Annotated in this window: 17 protein-coding genes; 14 read left to right on the top strand and 3 right to left on the bottom strand. The window is 65.0% G+C overall.

Going from position 1 to position 21052, the window contains the following annotated elements; all coding sequences use genetic code 11:
- Positions 1 to 145 precede the first annotated feature (145 nt).
- The 3 genes from CR152_RS01205 (at position 146) to CR152_RS01195 (ending at position 5940) form a co-directional block, all read left to right on the top strand.
- Positions 146 to 1873, top strand: coding sequence for an ABC transporter substrate-binding protein (locus CR152_RS01205; protein WP_099873061.1), 1728 nt, complete (start codon positions 146 to 148; stop codon positions 1871 to 1873).
- Positions 1874 to 2007: 134 nt separating this feature from the next.
- Entirely contained in the window at positions 2008 to 4836 is a 2829-nt protein-coding gene (locus CR152_RS01200) for a TonB-dependent receptor domain-containing protein (protein ID WP_208640049.1), read from the top strand.
- Between the two features lie 51 nt (positions 4837 to 4887).
- Positions 4888 to 5940 (top strand): S66 peptidase family protein, encoded by a 1053-nt coding sequence (locus CR152_RS01195; RefSeq protein ID WP_099873059.1) that lies wholly within the window; start codon positions 4888 to 4890, stop codon positions 5938 to 5940.
- 16 nt (positions 5941 to 5956) lie between these two features.
- Here the strand turns inward: CR152_RS01195 and CR152_RS32610 are convergent, their stop codons facing one another.
- Positions 5957 to 6616: a hypothetical protein gene (locus CR152_RS32610; RefSeq protein WP_157778274.1), complete on the bottom strand. Its 660-nt coding sequence runs from the start codon at positions 6614 to 6616 to the stop codon at positions 5957 to 5959.
- Between the two features lie 747 nt (positions 6617 to 7363).
- Between CR152_RS32610 and CR152_RS01180 the strand changes: the two genes are divergently transcribed.
- The 11 genes from CR152_RS01180 to CR152_RS01130 all read left to right on the top strand — a co-directional run bounded on the left by CR152_RS01180 (position 7364) and on the right by CR152_RS01130 (position 18836).
- Positions 7364 to 9892 (top strand): M4 family metallopeptidase, encoded by a 2529-nt coding sequence (locus CR152_RS01180; RefSeq protein WP_099873053.1) that lies wholly within the window; start codon positions 7364 to 7366, stop codon positions 9890 to 9892.
- Positions 9893 to 10046: 154 nt separating this feature from the next.
- A complete protein-coding gene (locus tag CR152_RS01175; RefSeq protein ID WP_099873051.1) occupies positions 10047 to 11237 on the top strand; it encodes a type II secretion system F family protein in 1191 nt (396 codons plus the stop codon).
- The gene (locus CR152_RS01170; RefSeq protein ID WP_099873050.1) at positions 11234 to 12931 is read left to right on the top strand and encodes a GspE/PulE family protein; all 1698 of its coding nucleotides are present in this window, start codon (positions 11234 to 11236) and stop codon (positions 12929 to 12931) included. The genes CR152_RS01175 and CR152_RS01170 overlap by 4 nt, the downstream gene beginning before the upstream one ends.
- Positions 12918 to 13724: a hypothetical protein gene (locus CR152_RS01165; RefSeq protein ID WP_157778273.1), complete on the top strand. Its 807-nt coding sequence runs from the start codon at positions 12918 to 12920 to the stop codon at positions 13722 to 13724. Before CR152_RS01170 ends, CR152_RS01165 begins: the two co-directional genes overlap by 14 nt.
- A 1-nt stretch (position 13725) precedes the next feature.
- On the top strand, positions 13726 to 14286 hold the full coding sequence (locus tag CR152_RS01160; RefSeq protein WP_099873046.1) for a hypothetical protein: 561 nt from the start codon (positions 13726 to 13728) through the stop codon (positions 14284 to 14286).
- Complete coding sequence (locus CR152_RS01155) at positions 14274 to 14888, top strand: type 4a pilus biogenesis protein PilO (RefSeq protein WP_099873044.1); 615 nt, start codon at positions 14274 to 14276, stop codon at positions 14886 to 14888. Before CR152_RS01160 ends, CR152_RS01155 begins: the two co-directional genes overlap by 13 nt.
- A complete protein-coding gene (locus CR152_RS01150) occupies positions 14885 to 15424 on the top strand; it encodes a hypothetical protein (RefSeq protein WP_099873042.1) in 540 nt (179 codons plus the stop codon). The genes CR152_RS01155 and CR152_RS01150 overlap by 4 nt, the downstream gene beginning before the upstream one ends.
- Entirely contained in the window at positions 15421 to 17439 is a 2019-nt protein-coding gene (locus CR152_RS01145; protein WP_229413238.1) for a secretin GspD/PilQ domain-containing protein, read from the top strand. Before CR152_RS01150 ends, CR152_RS01145 begins: the two co-directional genes overlap by 4 nt.
- Positions 17436 to 17906, top strand: coding sequence for a type IV pilin protein (locus CR152_RS01140; protein ID WP_267876226.1), 471 nt, complete (start codon positions 17436 to 17438; stop codon positions 17904 to 17906). Before CR152_RS01145 ends, CR152_RS01140 begins: the two co-directional genes overlap by 4 nt.
- A 5-nt stretch (positions 17907 to 17911) precedes the next feature.
- Positions 17912 to 18295, top strand: a complete 384-nt coding sequence (locus tag CR152_RS01135) for a type IV pilin protein (protein WP_099873040.1) — start codon at positions 17912 to 17914, stop codon at positions 18293 to 18295.
- Complete coding sequence (locus tag CR152_RS01130; RefSeq protein ID WP_208640048.1) at positions 18282 to 18836, top strand: type II secretion system protein; 555 nt, start codon at positions 18282 to 18284, stop codon at positions 18834 to 18836. The genes CR152_RS01135 and CR152_RS01130 overlap by 14 nt, the downstream gene beginning before the upstream one ends.
- 44 nt (positions 18837 to 18880) lie before the next feature.
- Here CR152_RS01130 and CR152_RS01125 read toward each other — a convergent pair whose 3' ends face one another.
- Positions 18881 to 19882, bottom strand: a complete 1002-nt coding sequence (locus CR152_RS01125; RefSeq protein ID WP_167399859.1) for an MORN repeat-containing protein — start codon at positions 19880 to 19882, stop codon at positions 18881 to 18883.
- 129 nt (positions 19883 to 20011) lie between these two features.
- Complete coding sequence (locus CR152_RS01120) at positions 20012 to 21031, bottom strand: MORN repeat-containing protein (RefSeq protein ID WP_099873036.1); 1020 nt, start codon at positions 21029 to 21031, stop codon at positions 20012 to 20014.
- Positions 21032 to 21052: the final 21 nt, after the last annotated feature.

The following is a 21052-nucleotide window of genomic DNA, read 5'->3' as shown; positions in this document are numbered from 1 at the left end:
TTAGGGAGCCGATGTTGCAGCGAGAGTATAGGCGCAGGTTACCGCGAAATAATGAAACCATGCGGCTTGACTATGTAAAAAACGTGCGAGCGCCATCCTCGCCTATCATACGCATCGATATGTACCAGACCCGCCTGGACCCGCCATGACGATTTTCCGCCTTCTTGCCGCCGCTGCGGCCGCGCTGCTGCTCGCCGTCCCGTGGCCGGCGCAGGCGGCCGACAAGGTGCTGCATACCTTGCTGACCACCAGCGAAACCGGGCTCGACCCGGCAGTGGCGTCCGACATCGCCACCCTGAGCCTGCTGGAAAACCTGTTCGACCCGCTGCTGCGCTACGATTACGACGCCCGGCCGGTGGCCTTGCGCGCCAACGCGGCCGCCGCGCTGCCGGAAGCGAGCGCCGATGGCCTGGTGTACACCTTCCGCCTGCGTCCAGGCATGCTGTTCACCCCCGATCCGGCCTTTCGTGGCCAGCGGCGCGAGGTGACGGCGGCCGACTATGTGTACAGCCTCAAGCGCCTGTACGATCCGGCCCTCAAGTCGCCCTGGCTGTTCCTGTTCGAGGGCAAGCTCAAGGGCGACGCCGCGCTCAAGAGCGGCTTCAGCCATGCCACCGACATTGCCGGCCTGCAAGCGCCCGATCGCCACACCCTGCGCATCACCCTGGCCGCGCCGGACAAGAATTTCCTGTTTTACCTGGCGACGCCGGCCTCCGGGGTGGTGGCGCGTGAAGTGATCGAGGCCTGGCCTGGCCAGGCCGGCAACCATCCGGTCGGCAGCGGCCCGTTCCGCCTGGGCGAGTGGAAGCGCAGCGACAAGATCGTGTTGCTGGCCAACCACGACTGGGGCATCACCCGGCACGGCCGGCGCCTGCCGCTGCTGGACCGGGTGGAGGCGCGCATCGCCGAGGAATTCCAGGGCCGCATGCTGGGTTTCCTGGGCGGCGAATACGATTACCTGGAGCAGGTACCGGAATCGCTGACCGACATGGTCATCCGCAACGGCCAGCTGAAACCCGAGCTGGCGGCACGCGGCATCATGCTGAACCGCTTCCCGGTGCTACAAACCTATTATATGTGGATGAACATGGAAGACCCGGTGCTGGGCGGCTACGGCAACGGCAAGGTGGCCCTGCGCCGGGCGATTGCGCTCAGCTACGACAGCGCGGAAGATATCGGCCTGCTCAAGAAAGGCTTCGCCCTGCGCGCCGAGTCGCCGCTGCCGCCGAATGTGCTGGGCTACGACCCGGCCTACCGCACGCCGGTTCCGTACAACAAGGCGCTGGCGCAGGCGCTGCTGGAGCGCTTCGGCTACCGCCAGCGCGACCCGGACGGGTTCCGGCGCGCTCCGGACGGCAAGCCGCTGACCCTGACCATGCACAGCGAGGCGACCGTCGGCGGGCGCCTGCGCGACGAGCTGTGGCGCAAGAACCTGAACGCCATCGGCTTGCGCGTGGTATTCCGGACCGACAAGAAGACCGAAATCATCAAGGCCTCGCGCCTGGGCAAGGTGCAAATGTTCGAGAGCAACTGGATCGCCGATTTTCCGGACGGCGACAATTTCTACCAGTTGCTGTACGGCGCCAACCGCGGCCGCGCCAACTATGCGCGCTTCAACTTGCCGGCCTATAACGAGCGCTACGAACAGGCGCGCCAGCTGGGCTACTCGCCGGAACGCCAGAAGCTGTATGGCGAAATGAATCAGTTGATCCACGCCTACAACCCGTGGGTACCGCTGAGCCACCCGCTGTCGGCCGACCTGCAGCATCCGTGGTTAAAAAACTACAAGCGCCATCCTGTCGAATTCACCACGTGGCGCTACCTCGACATCGATCCGGAACAGCGCGAACGCGCCAGTAAAATGGCACGTTGATGCAGGGTGAATAGCGCCGCAAGCCATGCCCTGAAGTTATAGTTGCCTCAGGAAATTTCATTAGCTGGCCTACCGGCGTCCGCGTACGCTCGTTCGATTCATGACGTCTTGCCAAGAAAAACAAAGGAGAAACCGTGGAGTTAAAGAAGCTAGCGCAATTGATTGCCCTGATGTGCGTGGCCGGTTCGGCTGCGGCGCAGGCGGCGGACCAGCCGATGGCGCGCGTGGAAATCACCGGCAGCAGCATCAAGCGCATCGCCAAGGAAGGCGCCCTGCCGATTGAAGTGATTTCGCGCAAGCAGATCGAAGCCCAGGGCATCGTCAACGCCGAGCAACTGATCGCCACCCTGAACATCAACGGCAACGGGTCGGACAACCTGGCCAGCAATGCCGACGTCACGTCCGGCTCGCAGCGCGGCAACAATGGCGCGTCCTCGGCCAACCTGCGCGGCCAGGGCGCCGACAGCACGCTGGTGCTGCTCAACGGGCGGCGCGTGGCTACCCACGGCATGAAAGGCTCGGCGGTCGACCTCAATTCGATTCCCTTCGCGGCGGTCGAGCGGGTGGAAGTGCTGAAAGACGGCGCCTCGGCCATCTACGGCACCGATGCCATCGGCGGCGTGATCAACTTTATCCTCAAGAAAAATTACAAGGGGCTGGAAGCGCAGGCGTTTACCGATGTCACCGAAGCGGGCGGCGGCAATATCCAGCGCTACCAGGTCACGGGCGGCTTCGGCGACCTGCAGGAGCAGGGTTTCAACGTGCTGTTCGCCGTCTCCACGGGCGAAAACAAGGCCTTGCGCGGCGACCAGCGCGATTTTGTCAACACCTTCCAGCCCGACCGCGGCGTCTCGGTCGACACGCGCGGCGCGCCGTTCGCCAATGTCTTCGCGACCAGCCTCGGCAACACCATTTTCAGCCGCGCCAGCAATACCGGACCGGTGCGGCGCGGCACCACGCAAGCCTATTCCGGCGTCAGCCTGCTGGACTTGCCGGGCGGCGCCGGCTGCAATTCGGTCGATGGCATGGGCGCCTACGACGAGAAGCTGTGGGACACGCCGTCGGGCGGCCTGGGCTGCGCATGGGATACCGGACGCGCGGCCGTGCTGCAGCAGCCTGTGAAGAACAGCAACTTCGTCACGCGCGCCACCATGCGCCGCGGCGGGCACGAATTTTTCGCCGAGCTGGTCGGCGCCAAGACCGAGGTCGCCAAGCGCTTCTCGCCCAACCAGGTCTCGCCGGGCGCGGCCACCTTCCCGGCCAGCTCGTTCTATCCGAGCACGGGCGCGGCCTACAACGAGGTGTTCAATGCCCTGGTGGCCGAGTTTCCTTCGATCGAGGCCAACCGTGGCTTGCCGATCGCCTACCGCTGGCGCTGCATGGATTGCGGCGACCGCGAAATCGCCACCGAAAGCCGTGCGGGCCGCCTGCAACTGGGTGCCGACGGCCAGGTCGGCAAGTACGACTACAAGGTCGGCCTGACGCGCGCCACCAGCGAATCGGAATCGACCCTGGGCAATGGCTACAACTACACCGCGCCCCTGGCCGCCGCGCTCGGCAGTGGCCTGATCAACCCGTTCCTGAAAGCCGGCGAGAAGCAGTCGCAGCAGGCGCTGGACCTGATCCGCGCCACCTCGGCCGCCGGCGTCGTGCTGTACGGCGGCAAGACCACCCTGACCGCCTTCGATGCCTCGCTGTCGGGCGAGGTGGTCACGCTGCCGGCCGGCCCGATCATGGCCGCGCTGGGTACCGATATCCGCAAGGAAGAGTACAAATTCAATGGCGACCTGCGCAACCTCGCCGAGCGGCGCGCCATCCTCAATGCGCCCTTCGACGACGTCAATGTGCTGCCGCAAGTGAGCCGCGACATCCGCGCCGTCTACGCCGAGGTGCTGGTGCCGGTGACCAAGGAGCTGGACGTGACGGTGGCGGCGCGCCAGGATCATTATTCGGGCTTCGGCAACACGCTCAACCCCAAGGTATCGTTCCGCTACCAGCCAAGCACGCAATTGCTGTTCCGCGGTTCCTACAACGAAGGTTTCCGCGCGCCCGCGTTCAACCAGCTGTTCAACGGCATCACCGAATCGACGTACGCCGGCAAGGACCTGGCCGATCCGGGCAAGTGCGCCAGCGGCAAGGTCGACACCTCCAAGCCCGGCTGCGAATCGATTACGCCGGTCGTCTACACCGGCGGCAAGGCCAACCTGGGGCCGGAAACGTCGAAACAGGGAACGGTCGGAGTGGTGTTCGAGCCCTCCCCGCGTTTCTCGGCAAATATGGATATCTGGGAAGTGCGGCGCTTCGACACCATCAAGGAAGTCGACCTGCCGGTCATGCTGGCCAACTATGACCTGTTCAAGGCGCAGTTCGGGCGCGATGCCGACGGCAACCTGGCCGTGATCGACCGGCGCTGGCTCAACACGGGCGCGGCGATTACGCGCGGCATCGAAATCGGCGCCCGCACCAATGGAAAATTGTGGTCTGGCAACTGGGCGGCCGGGGTGGATGGTTCCTACTTGCTCAAGAAAAAGAGCAAGCCGCTGGAAACTGCGCCGTACAGCAAGGATGAAGTCGGCGTATTCAGCTTCACGGGCGATCTGGGCCTGAAGTGGAAACACACCGCCTACGTGACGTTTGCCAAGGGCGACTGGAGCGCCATGTTCCAGAACGTGTATCGCAGCGGCTACACCGACCAGGTGCTGCCGGGTGTGGCAAGCGGGCGCATCGTGCCGTCCAATTACAACGCCAAGGTCGACGCGTATTCCATCTTTCATGCCAGCCTGAGCTACACTGGCGTGAAAAACCTGAGCTTCACGGCCGGGATCAAGAACCTGTTCGACAAGGATCCGCCATTTGCGATCACCTACGACGGCAACACCGGGGCCGGCAGTTCATGGGAACCGCGGGTAGCCGATCCGCGCGGGCGTTCGCTGACCCTGATGGCCAATTACAAGTTCCTTTGATTCACCAGGCGGGCGGCCGGCTATGCCGCGCCGCCTTTCCCGAAAGCAGCCATGTCCAGTAGCGACAAGATCAGCCGGCGTGCCTTTGCCACGCTGGCGGCGGCCGTCATGCTGCCAGCCGGAGCCCACCATGCACCACGTCCCATGCCGCGAAGCCTGATCAAACCGCCCCGCCTGCGCGCGGGCGACGTGGTCGGCCTGATTGCCCCGGGCGGACGCACCAATGACGAGAGCATCGCCTATGCCGTGGCGCGCATCGAAGCGCTGGGTTTCCGGGTGCGGCTGGGGCCGAATCTGCGCGCCGTGCATGGCGGCTATGCCGGCGCGGTGCAGCAGCGCGTCAACGACCTGCACAGCATGTTCGCCGACCGCGACGTCAAGGCGATCTGGTGCATCCGGGGCGGCTCGGGCTGCATTTCGCTGCTGGCGCATATCGATTACACGCTGATCCGCGCCAATCCCAAAATATTGCTGGGTTATTCCGACATCAGCGCGCTGCAGCTGGCCATCCTGAAGCAGGCGCGCCTGGTGACCTTCCACGGGCCGGTGGCCTCGTCGGGCGTATCGGACTATTCGACCGAGCACATGCTGGCCGTGCTGATGCACCCGCAGGAAAGCTACACCATCCCGATGGCGCTGGAAAACAGCCGGCGCGCCCTGCTGGAACCGCATTTCGCCCTGCGCACGGTGACCAGCGGGCAAGCCACCGGCCCGCTCATCGGCGGCAACCTGAGCCTGGTCAGCGCACTGGTGGGCACGCCCTACGCGGCCGACTTCCGCAAAGCGATTCTGTTCCTGGAAGAGGTGAATGAAGCGCCCTACCGGATCGACCGCTGGCTGACCCAGCTCGACCTGGCCGTTGGCCTGGGCAATGCGGCGGCGGTCATGATCGGCATTTGCGACCATTGCGTACCGGAAGATGAAGAACCGTCGCTCACGCTCGACGAAACGCTGGACCAGCACCTGCAACCCTTGGTGGTGCCGGCCGTGAGCGGGTACTCGTTCGGGCATATCCGCCACCAGTTCACCCTGCCGGTCGGCGTGATGGCCCGGCTCGACACGGCGCGCCAGACGGTGACCCTGCTCGAGAGCGCGGTCTCCTGATCAGCCGAGCGGCTGGTCAGTGCGACACGATCTGCGACAGCACCGAAAACGCCGGCCCGGTCTGCGGCTGCTCCAGCAACACGGTCAGCTCCGAAAAGGTGCACATCATGGTGACGACGTTGATCTTGTTCCAGGCCAATTTTTTCAGCACGCCGTGATAGATGCCAGGCGTTTTCAGGGCGTCGGGATTGAGGCGCAGGGTCAGCGCGGTCAGGTTTTCCACCCGGGCAATATGGCGCTCGCTGGCGAAGGCTGATTCCACCATGTGGATCAGCGGCCGGCTGCACACCACCAGCATTTCATGCACCCCGCGCGTGACCGAGACGAAACTGCCCGGATGGCGCTCGGCCAGGGCCAGCAGTTCGCGCTGGCATTCGTTGCTGTTGTCCGACAGCCGGTAGGTCACCAGGGTCAGATCGGTGCGCGTGGTCAGCTCGCTGGTGCGCGGCGAGAGCACGATCGGCGGCGAAGCCGTCGCCTGCGGCAGCCGCTCCGACAGCCGGCGCAGCGCCATCACCACCGCCGCCTGCCCCACCGGTTTCCACAAATCCGATTCGAGCTGGGGCCGCAGCTGGCGCGCCAGCTCCGACAGATTGATCAGCCCGAGCGATATCCCTTCCGTCAGGAACGCCGATTCCGACACTATTTGCTCTACTTTGGTCGCGATCGAAAGCATCTCTCTCCGGTCCTCACTTGGGTAGCCGCCGCCCATCCAGCCGCGCGACGTACTCGGGAGAAAGCCCTGTCTGCGGTGCATGTTTGTCGCTTTGTTACCGTGAATGGGTTCTCTTGGACTTTCCTACTGGGCACTAAGCCTGTTGCCAGTTCCTGCTGCGGGTGCGCTGTCGGTGAATCGTCAGGTCGACTGAGGTCCCTGGGGATCGGGCTTGGGCAACAGCACCGGGGGAGGAGACAAACATGCCCATGCGAAGGTGAAGTGTGACGTCATGATTTTCCCGTTAACTGATTGCGCTTTATCCGGAGTGTGCCCCGTGCGCTTTAATCCATGTCCCCTGAGAGTTTTTCCCGGCAACTGAGAACGAGTGTAGACCGCATCCCCGTTAAAACGCAATCGAATTGAAGCTGTTGACAGTGCGAATTGTTACATTTCCGCACGTCTTAGAGTACGCCGTCTAATTCTCGCGGATGTAGGAAAAATGCGTCACATTGATCTAGGTCAACAATACATTCTTCAGGCAATTGCATTAAGGACCGTCACGTTTCTGGAAAAGAATGTCTAAAACTGAACATTTGGTGTGCATACGACCAAATCACCCATTTTTTTGACTTGGCTTAAGAAACAGGAATAGTGTGCATTCTCTCGCGTTCACCGGACCAACTCATCGGCGCGCTCGGGTGGCCGCCACAGCATACGTGGCCAGCAGTTATCTCATTCAATCACTGAACTATCAATGGAGAAATAATGAACTTCCGCAAAACATTGCTCGCTGCGTCGATTGCTGCTTTACCCTTGATGATGGTTGGTCAGGCGCTCGCCAGCGCACCGATCATGGCCGGGCCGAGCGCCCTGCATTCGCCGCAACAGGGCCAGGCGCTGGTCGCCAAGCTGGCCGCCACCCGCTCCACCCACGGCCTCGATGCCGACCACGGTTTCTCCATTACCGTGCAGCACCCTGGCGTGATCGGCACGCGCATCAGCCGCGCCGCCCACACCTACAAAGGCGTGCGTGTATTCCAGTCCGAGTCGGTGGTGGTGACCAACGATGCGGGCGAGATCGTCAGCGAGTCGATTTCCGACCGCCGTTCGGGCCTGGGCCAGGGCAGCGGCGGCAATGCCGCCCTGCGCGCGCGCAGCGCCGGCTTGAATGTGGTGCCGCAAATCCAGAGCGCCGCCGCGATCGACACGGTGGTCAAAAAAGTGTCGCCGAACGGTGTGCACCATGCGCCGCCAAGCGCCGAACTGATCATCTATCCGACCGTCGTGACCAAGCGTGCTCCCGGCGCCCTGAACAAGTCCGAAGCCCAGCTCAACGCCCTCGACCTGGTCGAGGAAGTGAGCGGCTACGAGCTGGCCTACCTGGTCAAGACGCGCATGATGGAAGGAATCCATCCGGTCTACTACGACACCATTGTCAGCGCCGCCGACGGCCGCGTGATCAAGCAATGGAAAGCGCTGCAAACCGTGGCCGGCACCGGCAAAAGCCAGTACAACGGCACCGTGCCGCTCAACACCAGCCTGTCGGGCAGCACCTACTCGATGAAAGATCCGTCGCGCGGCACCGGCGGCACCCACGGCATGATGGCGATCACCAACGCCAACAAGGGTACCAGCGCCGGCGCGGTCTACACCAACTCCACCAACGACTGGGGCGACGGCTTGCAGTACAACGGCGGCAGCACCACCAACGCCAACGGCCAGACCGCGGCCGTGAACGCCATGTGGGGCTTGATGAACACCTACGACACGCTGAAAAACGTGCTCGGCTGGCAATCGCTGGACGGCAACAACACCTCGACCTACATCGCCGCCCACGTCAACAGCAACTATGACAACGCCTACTACAGCGATGCCTGCAAGTGCATGTTCATCGGCGACGGCGGCAGCATGTTCACCAGCCTCGGTTCGATCGACGTGATCGGCCACGAAATGGGCCACGGCGTGACCAACGCCACCTCCGACCTGACCTACTCCGGCGAATCGGGCGGCTTGAACGAGTCGAGCTCGGATATCACCGGCGAAGTGGTGGAAGCCTATGCGCGTGCGGGCGGCACCGGCTCGGTCATTCCGAATACCGGCAACGACTGGATGATGGGCAAGGAAATCAGCAAATCGGGCCAGCCGCTGCGCTGGATGTACAAGCCTAGCCTGGACGGCAAGAGCCCGAACGCCTGGAGCAGCACGATCAAGAACCTCGACGTCCACTACAACAGCGGCCCGAACAACCGCATGTTCTACTTCCTGTCGCAAGGTTCGAACGCCACCTCGTCGTCCGACTACTACAGCCAGTACCTGGTCAAGAGCCCGGCCGCGATGACCGGTATCGGCACCGACAAGGCTTTCCGCATCTGGTTCAAGGCCGCCACCACCAAGTTCACCGCCTCGACCAACTACGCCGACGCGCGTAACAAGGTGCTTGCCGCGGCCCAGGAACTGTATGGCGTGGGCAGCAAGGAAGCCATTGCCGTCACCCGCGCATACGCGGCCATCAACGTCGGCGCCGACATCGATGAAACCACCACCCCGGGCGGCGGCGTCACGATCAGCTCGCAACCATCGAGCGTCACCGTGACCGCCGGCGCGACCGCGACGTTCTCGGTCACCGCCACCGGCGGCACCGCGCCGTACAAGTACCAGTGGCTGCGTAACGGCACGGCCATTGCCGGCGCCACCTCGGCCACCTACAGCCTGACCGCGCAAACCGCCGACAGCGGCGCCGTGTTCAGCGTGCGCGTGACCGATTCGGCCACCAGCCCGACCACCGCCACCAGCTCGAATGCGACGCTGACGGTGGGCGGCGGCGGCGGCACCACCGAGCGCATCGTCAACGGCGGCTTCGAGTCGGGCACCAACGGCTGGGCCGGCACCACCGGCGCCATCGGTACCTTCAGCGGCCAGTCCGCCTACGAAGGCGCACGCTACGCATGGCTGGGCGGTAATGGCGTGACCCGCACCGAAACCATCACCCAGTCGGTCGCGATTCCGGCCGCGGCCACCTCGGCTTCGCTGAGCTTCGCGCTGCACATCGATACGGCGGAAAACGAAAACGTGGTCTACGACAGGATGACTGTCACGGTCAAGAATGCGGCCGGCACCACCCTGGGCACCCTGGCAACCTACACCAACCTGAACAAGGCTGCCGGTTACCAGGTCCGTACCTTCAACCTGCTGCCGTACAAGGGCCAGACCGTGACCCTGTCGTTCTCGGCGCGTGAAGACTCGTCGCTGCAAACCTCGTTCGTGGTCGACAAGGTAAGCCTGCTTACCCAATAAACCGGGTGACCCCACAAGAGGATGGCTGGCTGTCCGTCCTCTTTTTTCAGCTCCGGCTTCGGCCGGGGCTATTTTTCTTTTAAGGAGCCCTGATGTCACCTGGATAGCCAGGCCGAATGCGAAGCAAGGAGTCAATCAGTACAAAGGGTCAACCATGCAGTTTCAACTCCAGGTCCAGGCCGCTGCCGCCGCAGGCAGCCGCCAGCACATCGCCATCGATGCCCCCAGCGAAGCCGATGCCATCCGCATCGCCGCGCGCAAGGGCTGGCGCGTCCTCGCGATCGAGCGCCCGCAGGCGCCGGCCGAGCCGCGCCGCAAGCACGCTTTTCCCCTGATGCAGTTCAGCCAGGAACTCTTGGCACTGCTCGAAGCGGGGCTCAACCTCACCGAAGCCATCGCCACCTTGCACAACAAGGAAACCCAGCCCGGCACGCGCGCCACCATCGGCGCCATCTTGCAAACCCTACAACAGGGCAAGAGCCTGTCGGATACCCTGGGCGACTTTCCCGCCATCTTCCCCGAAATTTACGTCGCCACCGTCCACGCGGCCGAGCGCTCCGGCAATTTGCCCGAAGCCCTCGGCCGTTTTGTCGCCTACCAGCTGCAATTCGAGGCGATCCGCAAGAAGCTGGTGTCGGCCGCCATCTACCCGGTCATGCTGCTGGTGGTCGGCAGCCTGGTCACCCTGTTCCTGCTCGGCTACGTGGTGCCCAAGTTCAGCGTGGTGTACGAAACCTCGGGGCGCGACATTCCCTGGGCCTCGAAGATGATGCTCGGCTTCGGCCAGGTCATGGCGGCCCATCCCTTCCTGTTTCTCGGGGCGCTGGCCGCGCTGGTGGGCGGACTGGTGTTTGCCCTGAGCCACCCTGCCATCCGCCAGCGCCTGATCCTCGCGCTGCTGCGCCTGCCGGTGCTGTCCTCGCGCGCGGCCGAATTCCGGCTGGCGCGGTTTTACCGCGCGCTTAGCCTGCTGCTGCATGCGGGCATTCCCTTGTCGAAAGGGCTGGCGATGGTCTCGGCCATGCTGCTCCCTGGCCAGCAGCAACAGCTCGACGCGGCGCGCCGCGCGGTGCAGGAAGGCTTGCCGTTCTCCAGCGCGCTGGAACAGAACCAGCTGGCCACGCCGGTGGCGCAGTCGCTGCTGAAAGTGGGCGAAAACACCGGCCGCCTGGGCGACATGCTGGAGCGCTCGGCCCGTTTTCACGATGAAGAGTTCGCGCGCTGGGTCGACTGGGCCTCGCGCCTGCTCGAACCGCTGCTGATGACCTTCATCGGCGTGGTCATCGGCGGCGTGGTGGTGCTGATGTACATGCCCATCTTTGAACTTGCCGGGAGCCTGTCATGAACGCCCCTGATTTTCCCCACAAGCCGGTGCTGGGCGCGCCGCTCACGGCCGCGCTGGTGCGGCAGGCGCGCCTGGCCGCGCTGGCCCAGGGCCGGCCGATGCTGGCCGTGCTCGAAGAGATGACCGGCGCCGAGCCGGAGGTGTTCATCGCCCAGCTGGCCGCGCTGTTTTCCTATCCGCTGTGGACCATCGTCGCGCTGCAGGCCGGCACGCCCGCCTTCGGCCTGATGCCCTACACCGACTGCGCCCAGCGCGAGTGCGTGCTGATGGATGGTCCCGCCGGCGTTCCCGTGCTGGTGCTGGGCGACCCGTTCGCCGACGACACCCTGCAGTGGGCCGACGCCGCCCTGCACGGCGGCTTTTCCGTGGCGCTGACGCACCCGGACGAACTGACCGCCTACCTGGCGCAGCAGGAAAACGTGCAGCAAGCCATGGCCGGCATGGCCGGCGACGCCGACCAGGTCGAGAGCCTGGACCAGAGCATCGAAGACATCTCGCTGGTGCGCATCAGCGAAGACAGCAGCCCGGTGGTCAAGCTGGTCAACTCCACCATCTACGACGCGCTCAAGTTCCAGGCCAGCGACATCCACCTCGAATGCGACGGCGACAAGCTGATCATCAAATACCGGGTCGACGGGGTGCTGGTGCAGGCCGGCCAGGTGCAGGGCTTGCAGATGGCCGAACAGATCATTTCGCGCATCAAGGTCATGGCGGACCTGGACATCGCCGAGCGCCGCATTCCGCAGGATGGCCGCTTCAAGGTGCGCGTGAAGGGCGCCGAGATCGATTTCCGCGTCTCGATCATGCCGAATATTTTTGGCGAAGATGCGGTGCTGCGCCTGCTGGACCGGCGCGCACTGACCGAAGCGGCCCAGTCGCTGCGCCTGGAAAGCCTGGGCCTGAACGCCGACGCCATTGTGCTGATCCGGCGCCTGGCTGCCAAGCCGCACGGCATGCTGCTGGTGACCGGGCCGACCGGCTCGGGCAAGACCACCACCCTGTACGCGGCCATCACCGAGATCAACACGGGGCGCGACAAGATCGTCACCATCGAAGACCCGGTCGAATACCGGCTGCCACGCGTGCTGCAAATTCCCGTCAACGAAAAGAAGGGATTGACGTTCGCGCGCGGCCTGCGCTCGATTTTGCGGCACGACCCGGACAAGATCATGATCGGCGAAATCCGCGACGACGAAACCGCGCAGATCGCGGTGCAGGCCGCGCTCACCGGCCACCTGGTGTTTACCACCCTGCACGCGAATAACGTGTTCGACGTGGTCGGGCGCTTCCTGCACATGGGCGTGGATGCCTACAGCTTTGCCGCGGCCCTGAACGGCATCGTGGCGCAGCGCCTGCTGCGCCTCAATTGCGAACACTGCGCGGTGGAAGTGCCGCCCGATGCCGACGAACTGCGCGACAGCGGCTTGACGGCCGCACTGGTAGCCGGCTGGCGCTTCAAGGCCGGCGCCGGCTGCGGCCACTGCCGCGGCACCGGCTACAAGGGCCGCAAGGCGGTGGCCGAAGTATTGATGCTCAACGACGCCATGCGCGAAATGATCACCACGCGCGCCCCGGTCAGCCGCATGAAGGAAGAAGCGTCGCGCGCCGGCTTGCGCCTGGTGCGCGAAGCCGCGCTGGACCTGGTGCGCCAGGGAGAAACCACATTGATGGAGCTTAACCGTGTCACTTACTGAAATCTTCTCCAGCCGCACCGTGTGCGTGTCCCTCGCACCCGACCTGCTCACCGCCGTCGTCCGCAGCGGCAAACGCATCGTCGCCCACAGCGAAGTACGAATTCCCCTCGACCAGGCCGAGGGCAAATGGGATGGCGCCCTGGCCGCCTTCGGCGCTTACCTGCGCACCGCCGGCGTGACCCTCAAGGGCGTGCCGGTCTCGGTGGCGCTGACCACGCGCTGGTGCCAGCTGGCCATGATCCCGTGGAGCGACGCGCTGCTGCACCAGGATTCGGCGCAGCGCTTCCAGCAGGCGCAGTTCGTCGGCATCTACGGCGACGCAGCGCGTGCCTGGTCCATCGTGTGCGACGACGCGCCGTACGGCCAGCCGCGCCTGGCCTGCGCCATCGAGCGCGACTTCCTGCAAGGATTGCAGGACGTGGCGCGCGAGTGCGGCCATCCGTGCGTGGCGATCGAATCGGTGCTGTCGATCACCTGGCGCGCCATCGCATCGAGCCACCCGCAGGCGTTCGCGCTGGTCGAGCCGGGCCGCCTGGTGCTGGCCGCCGCCGCCAACGGCCGCATTCACGCGGTGCAGGCGCAAGCCCTGCGCGGCCCGTGGGAGAGCGAACTGCCGCAAGCCTGGCAGCGCTGGACCCTGCGCGCGCCCGAGCTGGGCGAAATCGCGCAGGTGGCGCTGGTCAGCCTCGACGAACGCCCGGCGCTCCACGCCTTGCCCGACTATTTCGAGACGGTGAAGCTGCCGCCGGCACCGGCGCCCGGCTATGCCGCCGTGGCGATGATGAGGTGCTGAGATGGCGCTGACCCAACTCAATTTCGTGCAGGGCCCGCAAACGCCCAAGGGCTGGCGCCTGGCACTGCTGGCGGGCGGCCTGCTGGCGCTGGGCGTGGCCGGCATCGACTGGGTAGTGCAGGTGCGCCAGGCTGGCGCGCTCGAAGCGCAACTGGCGCTGGTGCAGCCGCGCGAAGCGCCGCGCGCGCGCCTGTCGGAAGCCGACCAGCGCGTCCAGGACCGCCAGCTGGCCATCATCGGCGACGCTGTGCGCCAGCTTAACCTGCCGGTCACGCGCCTGGTCAAGACCGTGCAGGCCCCGGCCGACATTCACGTGGCGCTGCTCGGCATGGACCTTAACAGCAAGCCGGAGGCCGGCGCGCAGCAGGGTGGCGGCAGCAGCGCCGCCGGCGGCCTGAAAATCGCGGCCGAAGCCGAAACCGCGGGCGACATGATGAACTACGTCGCCTACCTCAACGAGCAGGCCCTGTTCACCTCCGTGTACCTGGTCAAGCATGAATTGAATGGTGCGGCGCCGAACCGGCCGTACCGTTTTCAACTGGAGGCGCAATGGCAGGATTGAAAATCGCCAGCAGCGGACAGCAGGCGCGGGCGCCGTCGATGCTGGCCGCGCGCATGGGCTGGGAAGCGCGCCGCATTGGCGCGCGCGTGGGCTGGGGCGCCGCCGCCGGCGCCTGCGCACTGGCGCTGGCCGCCCTGTGCGCATGGCAGTCGCACCGGCTGGAGGCGCGCCAGCACGACCTGGCGCAGCAAATCAGCGCCGCGCGCACGGCCAAACCGGCGCAGCAGCGGGTGGCGCTGCCGGACGGCGCGCGCCGCGTGGCGGCCTTCTACGCCTACCTGCCGGCACACGACACGATTCCCGACCTGCTCAAGCAGCTGGTCGATGTCGCCGCCAAGAACGGCGTGGTGCTGGCCAAGGCCGACTACAAGGCGCAGGCCGAAGATGGCGCCGCGTTCATGCGCTACCAGATCACCTTGCCGATCAAGGCCGACTACGCAAGGGTGCAGGCGTTCATCGTCGGCGCCCTGCGCGACATGCCGGCCCTGACGCTCGATTCCGTGACATTCAAGCGCGAGCAGATCGACACCGGCGAGGTCGAAGCGCGCGTGCATTTCAACCTGCTGGTCAGGACGGCTGTGGCAAAAGGAGGACGTCGATGAAAAAGATGACGATGGCGGTGGCGCTGGGCGCGACCCTGCTGGCCTGCTATTTCGCGCCCGATGACGATACCGACATGATCCCGCCGGCCCAGGCGCGCAGCATCGCGCCGGCGCCGGCCGTGGTGGTGCAGGCGCCGCCGGTGGAAGCGGAAGCGGAAGCGCCGCTGCTGGAAATCCGCCCGCGCACGCAGGACGAGGAACTGGGCAACGCCTTTGCGCGCCAGAGCTGGCAGGCGCAGGTGGCTGACGCTGCGCCGGTCAAGCCGGCCGACAGCGCCGTCACCAAGCCGGTGCAGGCCAGCGCGTCCGGTAACGCGGGCGGCGCGCCCGAGCTGCCGATCCGCCTGCTCGGGCGCTTCCTCGACGATGGCAGGCAGGCGTACTTCCTGCAGGTCGAGGAACGCAACGTCGTTGCCTATGTGGGCGACAAGATCGACGAGAGCTACACCTTCGACAGCGCGGGCGATGACACGCTGACGTTCACGTATCTGCCGCTTCGGAAGAAGCAAACACTCGCAGTAGGGGAGATGAATTGAATCACACATTAGCGAAGAAACTGGCGGGCACGCCCTTGCGCATGCTTGCACTGGCCGTGGCGCTGAGCGCCTGCGCCGGCCCGCAAACCTTCAAGGAAGGCAAGGCCCTGCTCGAACAGGGGCATATCGAACAAGGCCTGGCCAAGCTGGAAGAAGCCGTGCGCCAGGAACCCGGCAACGCCGAATACCGGATTGGCCTGTTGAACCGCAAGGCCAGCATCGTCAATGCTTTCAACGGGCGCGCCGAGCAGCTGCGCCAGCAGGGCAATTTCGCCGAGGCCGAAAAGCTGTCGGCCCAGGTGCTGGCGATCGACCCCGCCAATACGGTCGCGCAGCAGGGCATGCAGGCCATCGCGCTGGAACAGCGCCACAAGGAGATGGTGGCCGGCGCCGAGGCATCGTGGCGGCGCGCCGGCGAGGCCGACCTGGCGCAGGCCCTCGACGCGCTGCGCGTGGTGCTGCAGGAGCGCCCCAACCAGCGCGACGCGCTGGCGCTGAAAAGCCGCATCGCCGACGAACAGGCCAAGAAGGGCGCGGGCAGCGGCAAGCTGGCCGCCGCCTACCGCAAACCGGTGACGCTGGAGTTCCGCGACGCGCCGGTGCGCTCGGTGTTCGACTTCCTGGGCAAGGTCTCGGGGCTGAACTTCGTGTTCGACCGCGACGTCGACCCGGCCCTGCGCACCACCATCTCGGTACGCAATACCAGCCTGGAAGAAGCGATCCGCATGCTGCTCTCGGCCAACCAGCTCGAACAGACCGTGACCGGCGAGCGCGCCATCACGATCTACCCGAACACGGCGCAAAAGGTGAAGGATTACCAGCAGCTGGTGGTGCGCAGTTTTTATCTGACCAATGCCGACGCGAAGACAGTCTCGTTTTCGATCAAGACCCTGCTCAAGGCCAAGGACATCGTCACCGACGACCGTCTCGGCATCATCATGATGCGCGACACGCCCGAGATGATCCGCATGGCCGAACGCATCATCGCCATGCAGGACATGGCCGACCCGGAAGTGATGCTCGAAGTCGAGGTGCTGGAAGTGAAGCGCACGCGCCTGATGGAACTGGGCATCCGCTGGCCCGACAAGGCCACCCTGAGCCTGGCCAGCGGGGGCGACACGCTCGCGCCGCTGACCGTCGCCAGTCTGGGCGGCATTAACCGCGGGCGCATCAACGTTGCCATCGGCAGCGCCACCATCAACGCCAACCAGGTCGACACCGACGGCAATATCCTGGCCAACCCGCGCATCCGCGTGCGCAACAAGGAAAAGGCCAAGATCCACATTGGCGACCGGGTGCCGGTGATCACCGTCACCACCAACAATGGCGTCAGTTCGGAAAGCGTGAACTACCTCGACGTGGGCCTGAAGCTCGACGTCGAACCGAACGTGAATCTCGACGATGAAGTGGCGATCAAGATCAATCTGGAAGTGAGCACGGTGGTCAAGGAAATCATCAGCAAACTGGGCACGCAGGCTTACCAGATCGGCGCGCGCACGGCGGGAACGGTGCTGCGCCTGAAGGATGGCGAGACGCAGGTGCTGGCGGGCCTGATCAGCGACGAGGACCGGCGCAGCGCCGACAAGCTGCCGGGGTTCGGCGACCTGCCGGTGCTCAAGCGCCTGTTCGGCAGCCAGAAGGACGATACCTCGCGCAGCGAGATCGTGTTGTCGATCACGCCGCGGATCTTGCGCGGCCTGCGCCGGCCCGACCTGATGACCGCGCAGTTCGACTCGGGCACCGAATCGAATGTGGGCGGGCGCGGGCCGGGCCCTGGCGGCGGATCGCCGGCCGCCGGCCCCCAGCCGGCAGCCCAGTCGCCCGAGGCGCCGCCGCCAGCGCAGCCAGCGCAGCCATCGCAGCCATCGCAGCCGGAAACGGTGCCGTCGCCCATGACCGGCGGCGATGAAGCGGCGCCGCAGCCGCCCGCCGGCGACAGCCCGACCGGAACCGGAACCGGGACCGGGACCGGCAAGCCGCCGGGCACCGATGCGCCGCGCAAGGTGATCCAGTGAAGGCGCGCGGCTTCACCTTCATCGAGCTGATGATCACGCTGGCGATCATGGGGACGCTGGCGGTGGTGGCGGTACCGATGGCGCAGGTGGCGGTGCAGCGCGAAAAGGAGCGCAGCCTGCGCAGCGCGCTGATCGAAATTCGCGAGGGTCTCGAAGCGTACAAGAAGGCCGCCGACCTTGGCCGCATCAAGATCGCGGTGGGCGATTCGGGCTACCCGAAAAAGCTGGAGGAACTGGTCGAGGGCGTGCCCGACCAGCTTAGTCCCGCCAAGAAGAATATCTATTTCCTGCGGCGCCTGCCGCGCGATCCGTTTGCCGTCCAGGACGAGGGACGCGCCGCCGATACCTGGGCCAAGCGTTCGTATTCGTCGCCACCGGATAACCCGAGGGAGGGCGAGGACGTGTTCGACGTCAGCTCGCGTTCGGCGGCGACGGGATTGAACGGCGTGCCGCACAAGCTGTGGTGAGGGCGATGAACATGAGAAGAAAACACACTGGATTTACCCTGGTCGAACTGCTGGTGGTGATGGCCATCATCGCGACCTTGCTGACGATTGCCGTGCCGCGCTATTTCGGCTCGGTCGACAAGTCGAAGGAAGTGGCGCTTCAGGAAAACCTGAACGTGCTGCGCCTCGGGATCGACAAATTTTACGGCGACAAGGGCGTGTATCCGGCTTCGCTGAGTGACCTGGTGACGCACAAGTATTTTCGTTCGGTGCCGGTCGACCCGATCACTGAATCGAGCGTGACGTGGCAGCCCGTGGCGTCGCTCGATCCGGACAAGCCGGGCGTGGCCGATATCCGCAGCGGCGCGCGCGGCAAGACGCGTGCGGGCGTACCGTATGAGCAGCTGTAAGCGCGGACACCAGGGCGGGTTCGCGTACATCTGGACCCTGCTGATGGTGGCCTTCATGGGGATCGGCAGCAGCATCGCCAGCGAACTGTATTCGACCTCGGTGCGGCGCGACAAGGAGCGCGAGCTGCTGTTCATCGGCCACGAATTTCGCGCCGCCATCGCGCGCTATCACGACAGCGCCGCGGGCGGGCCGCAGATGTATCCATTGACCCTGCAGGAATTGATCAAGGACCCGCGCTTCCCGAACGCCAGGCGCCATCTGCGGCGCCTGTACGCCGACCCGATCACCGGCAAGGCCGAATGGGGCTTGATCAAGGTCGAGGGGCGCATCGTGGGCGTGCATTCGCTGTCGCAGCGCGCGCCCATGAAGGTCGATAATTTCGACGAGCATGACAGCGGCTTTCGCAACAAGGGCCGCTATGCGGACTGGGTGTTCGTGTATCCGCACGATATGTTCATCGCACCGCAGGAGGGCGAGGAAGGCAAGAACGGCGGCCCGCTCCAGATCGGCGTCTTGCCCAAGCCTGGCGCGCCGCGCTGAATATCTGGTGCCGGGTTGCTGCCGCGTGAGCAGGCGCGCAGTGTCTACCTCAGATAAGTGAATTCCATCAGGTACGGAAAAGCCATGCTGCACGGCTTGCCCGAGCAGCTTGCCGGTTTGAATTTCTCTTTCATGCCGACGCGCGCCGCCAGTATCGATAGTTCGGGGGTAGGCGTCACGACAGCCTTGACCGATTCCGCATTGCCTTCGCTGTCGACCATGACGATCATGCTGAGCAAGCCCGGGAACGCCTCGCCGTGCGCATTCGTCACAGCATGAACCGAGCGCAGCACACCGCCGATGCCACCAAGCGGATAGGGCGGCTCATCGTTCTCGTCGAGAAGGGCGTAGCGGGCGCGGAAAGTGCGGCGCTGTTCCTCGCTCAACTGCCCCCAGGATGCGCCGTACGGTTGCCGGCCGCCCGCGACGATGCGATGCAGGATATGCGAGCCGGTCCTGGGTTCTTCCGCCTTCAGATGCAGCGTCCCGGACTGCCCGGAAGACATGGGCGTAGCCAGACTGGGTGTGCCGCGCGGGATGGCATCTCCCTCCACGCGCTGTCCGCCGGACAGCACCGCCACGCCCTGGCCTGTGATCTGATCATTCTTCCATTCTCCATCGTAGCGGCCGCCGAGCGCATAGACGATCGATCCTTTTCCCTCGCGCTTGCCAGCTTTCCACTCGCCCTGGTAACGGTCGCCCAGAAGGTTGAGCGAAACACCCTGTCCTTCCTGCAGGCCATCGCGAAACTCGCCGCTGTATTCGTTACCCGGATAGCTTGTGAGGTGGCCTCTTCCGTGTGGCCGGCCACGCTCCACCATGCCGGCATAGCGCCAGGGCTTGCGTTCGTTGCCGTGCTTTTCGATGACGCCTTCGCCATGGGCGAATCCCTCTTTGCAGGGGCCACGCCAGCGCAGGTCGGCGCCAGTTTCGAGGCCGCGCAGGGCCAGTGCGCATTGCTCCGCTCGCGCGGCTGGCGCAAGCAGAAGCGCGAGCGCCAGCAGAGGCAAGAGAAGTAGCGGGATGATGCGAGGCAGCAAGGACATACGGCACCCATTCATCAGTTAATCATGATGTATTGGAGTGGCATGTTCAAAAATGGTTCAGCGCCGCGCAAACCACGCTGACCGGGTCCGCGCACCAGGGTTGAGCGCGGCGAACAGAACGTGGACCGGTCAGAACCAGCTGCGGCTAAAGACCATGGTGTACGGGAAGGCCATCGCGCAAGGCTTGCCCGAGCAGCGTGCCGGCTTGTATTTCTCGTTCATGGCGACAAAACCAGCCATTTCCGACAGCTTGGGGTCCGGCGTCACGTACACATTGACCGATTGGGCCTTGCCCTCGCTGTCGATCATGACCACCATGCTCAACAGGCCGTAGGCCGGGTCGCGCGCATTGATCTTCTGGATCGCGCCCAGCACGTTGCCGTTGCCGAGCAGCGGGTACGGCGGTTCGTCCGCCGGGTCGAGCAAGGGATACCAGCCGCGCACGATGGCCCGTTCCTGCTCGCTCAGTTGTTCGTACGAGGCCTTGAACGGCACCTGGCCTCCGCTGACGACCTTGCGCGGGATGTGCGTGCCAAGGTTTGGCCCTTCCGCCTTGAGATCGTGTTTCCTGGACGGCTCCGGCGGCGCCTTGGCTGGTGTGCTCACCTTGCCCTGTTCGGCGTCGGCCGGCTGGCTGACCGCCACCGCGCCGACCCGGCGCCCGCTCGAGTACAGCGCCACGCCATTGCCGTTTGGCCGGTCGTTCTTCCATTCGCCGTCGTAGCGCCCGCCCAGGGTGTAGACGATGGCGCCCTTGCCTTCGCGCTTGCCGGCCTTCCACTGGCCGTTGTAACGGTCGCCTACCTGGTTGACCGAGGTGCCGGTGCCGTCGCGCAGGCCATCGCGGAATTCGCCCCCGTACTCATGGCCCGGGTAGTACATCAGGTACCCTTTGCCATGCGGCCGGCCGGCTTCGACCATGCCTTCGTAACGCCAGGTGTTGACGTCGCTGGTGCGTTTTTCGATCACGCCAATGCCGTGCGCATAACCGTCCTTGCATGGTCCCTGCCAGCGCATGTCGTCGCCAGCCGCGGCGTCGGGCAGGGCCAATTTGCAGGCTTCCTCGCTGCGCACCGTCAGGGGCAGCAGCAGGGACAGGAACAAGGGAAGCATCAGGACGCGGGTGGACGCGCGGGGTGAAATCGGCATGTGGCTCTTTCGTTGCAGGCA

The organism is Massilia violaceinigra, from assembly GCF_002752675.1.
Taxonomy (GTDB): domain Bacteria; phylum Pseudomonadota; class Gammaproteobacteria; order Burkholderiales; family Burkholderiaceae_D; genus Telluria_A; species Telluria_A violaceinigra.
This window is presented reverse-complemented; position numbering and strand designations above follow the sequence as displayed.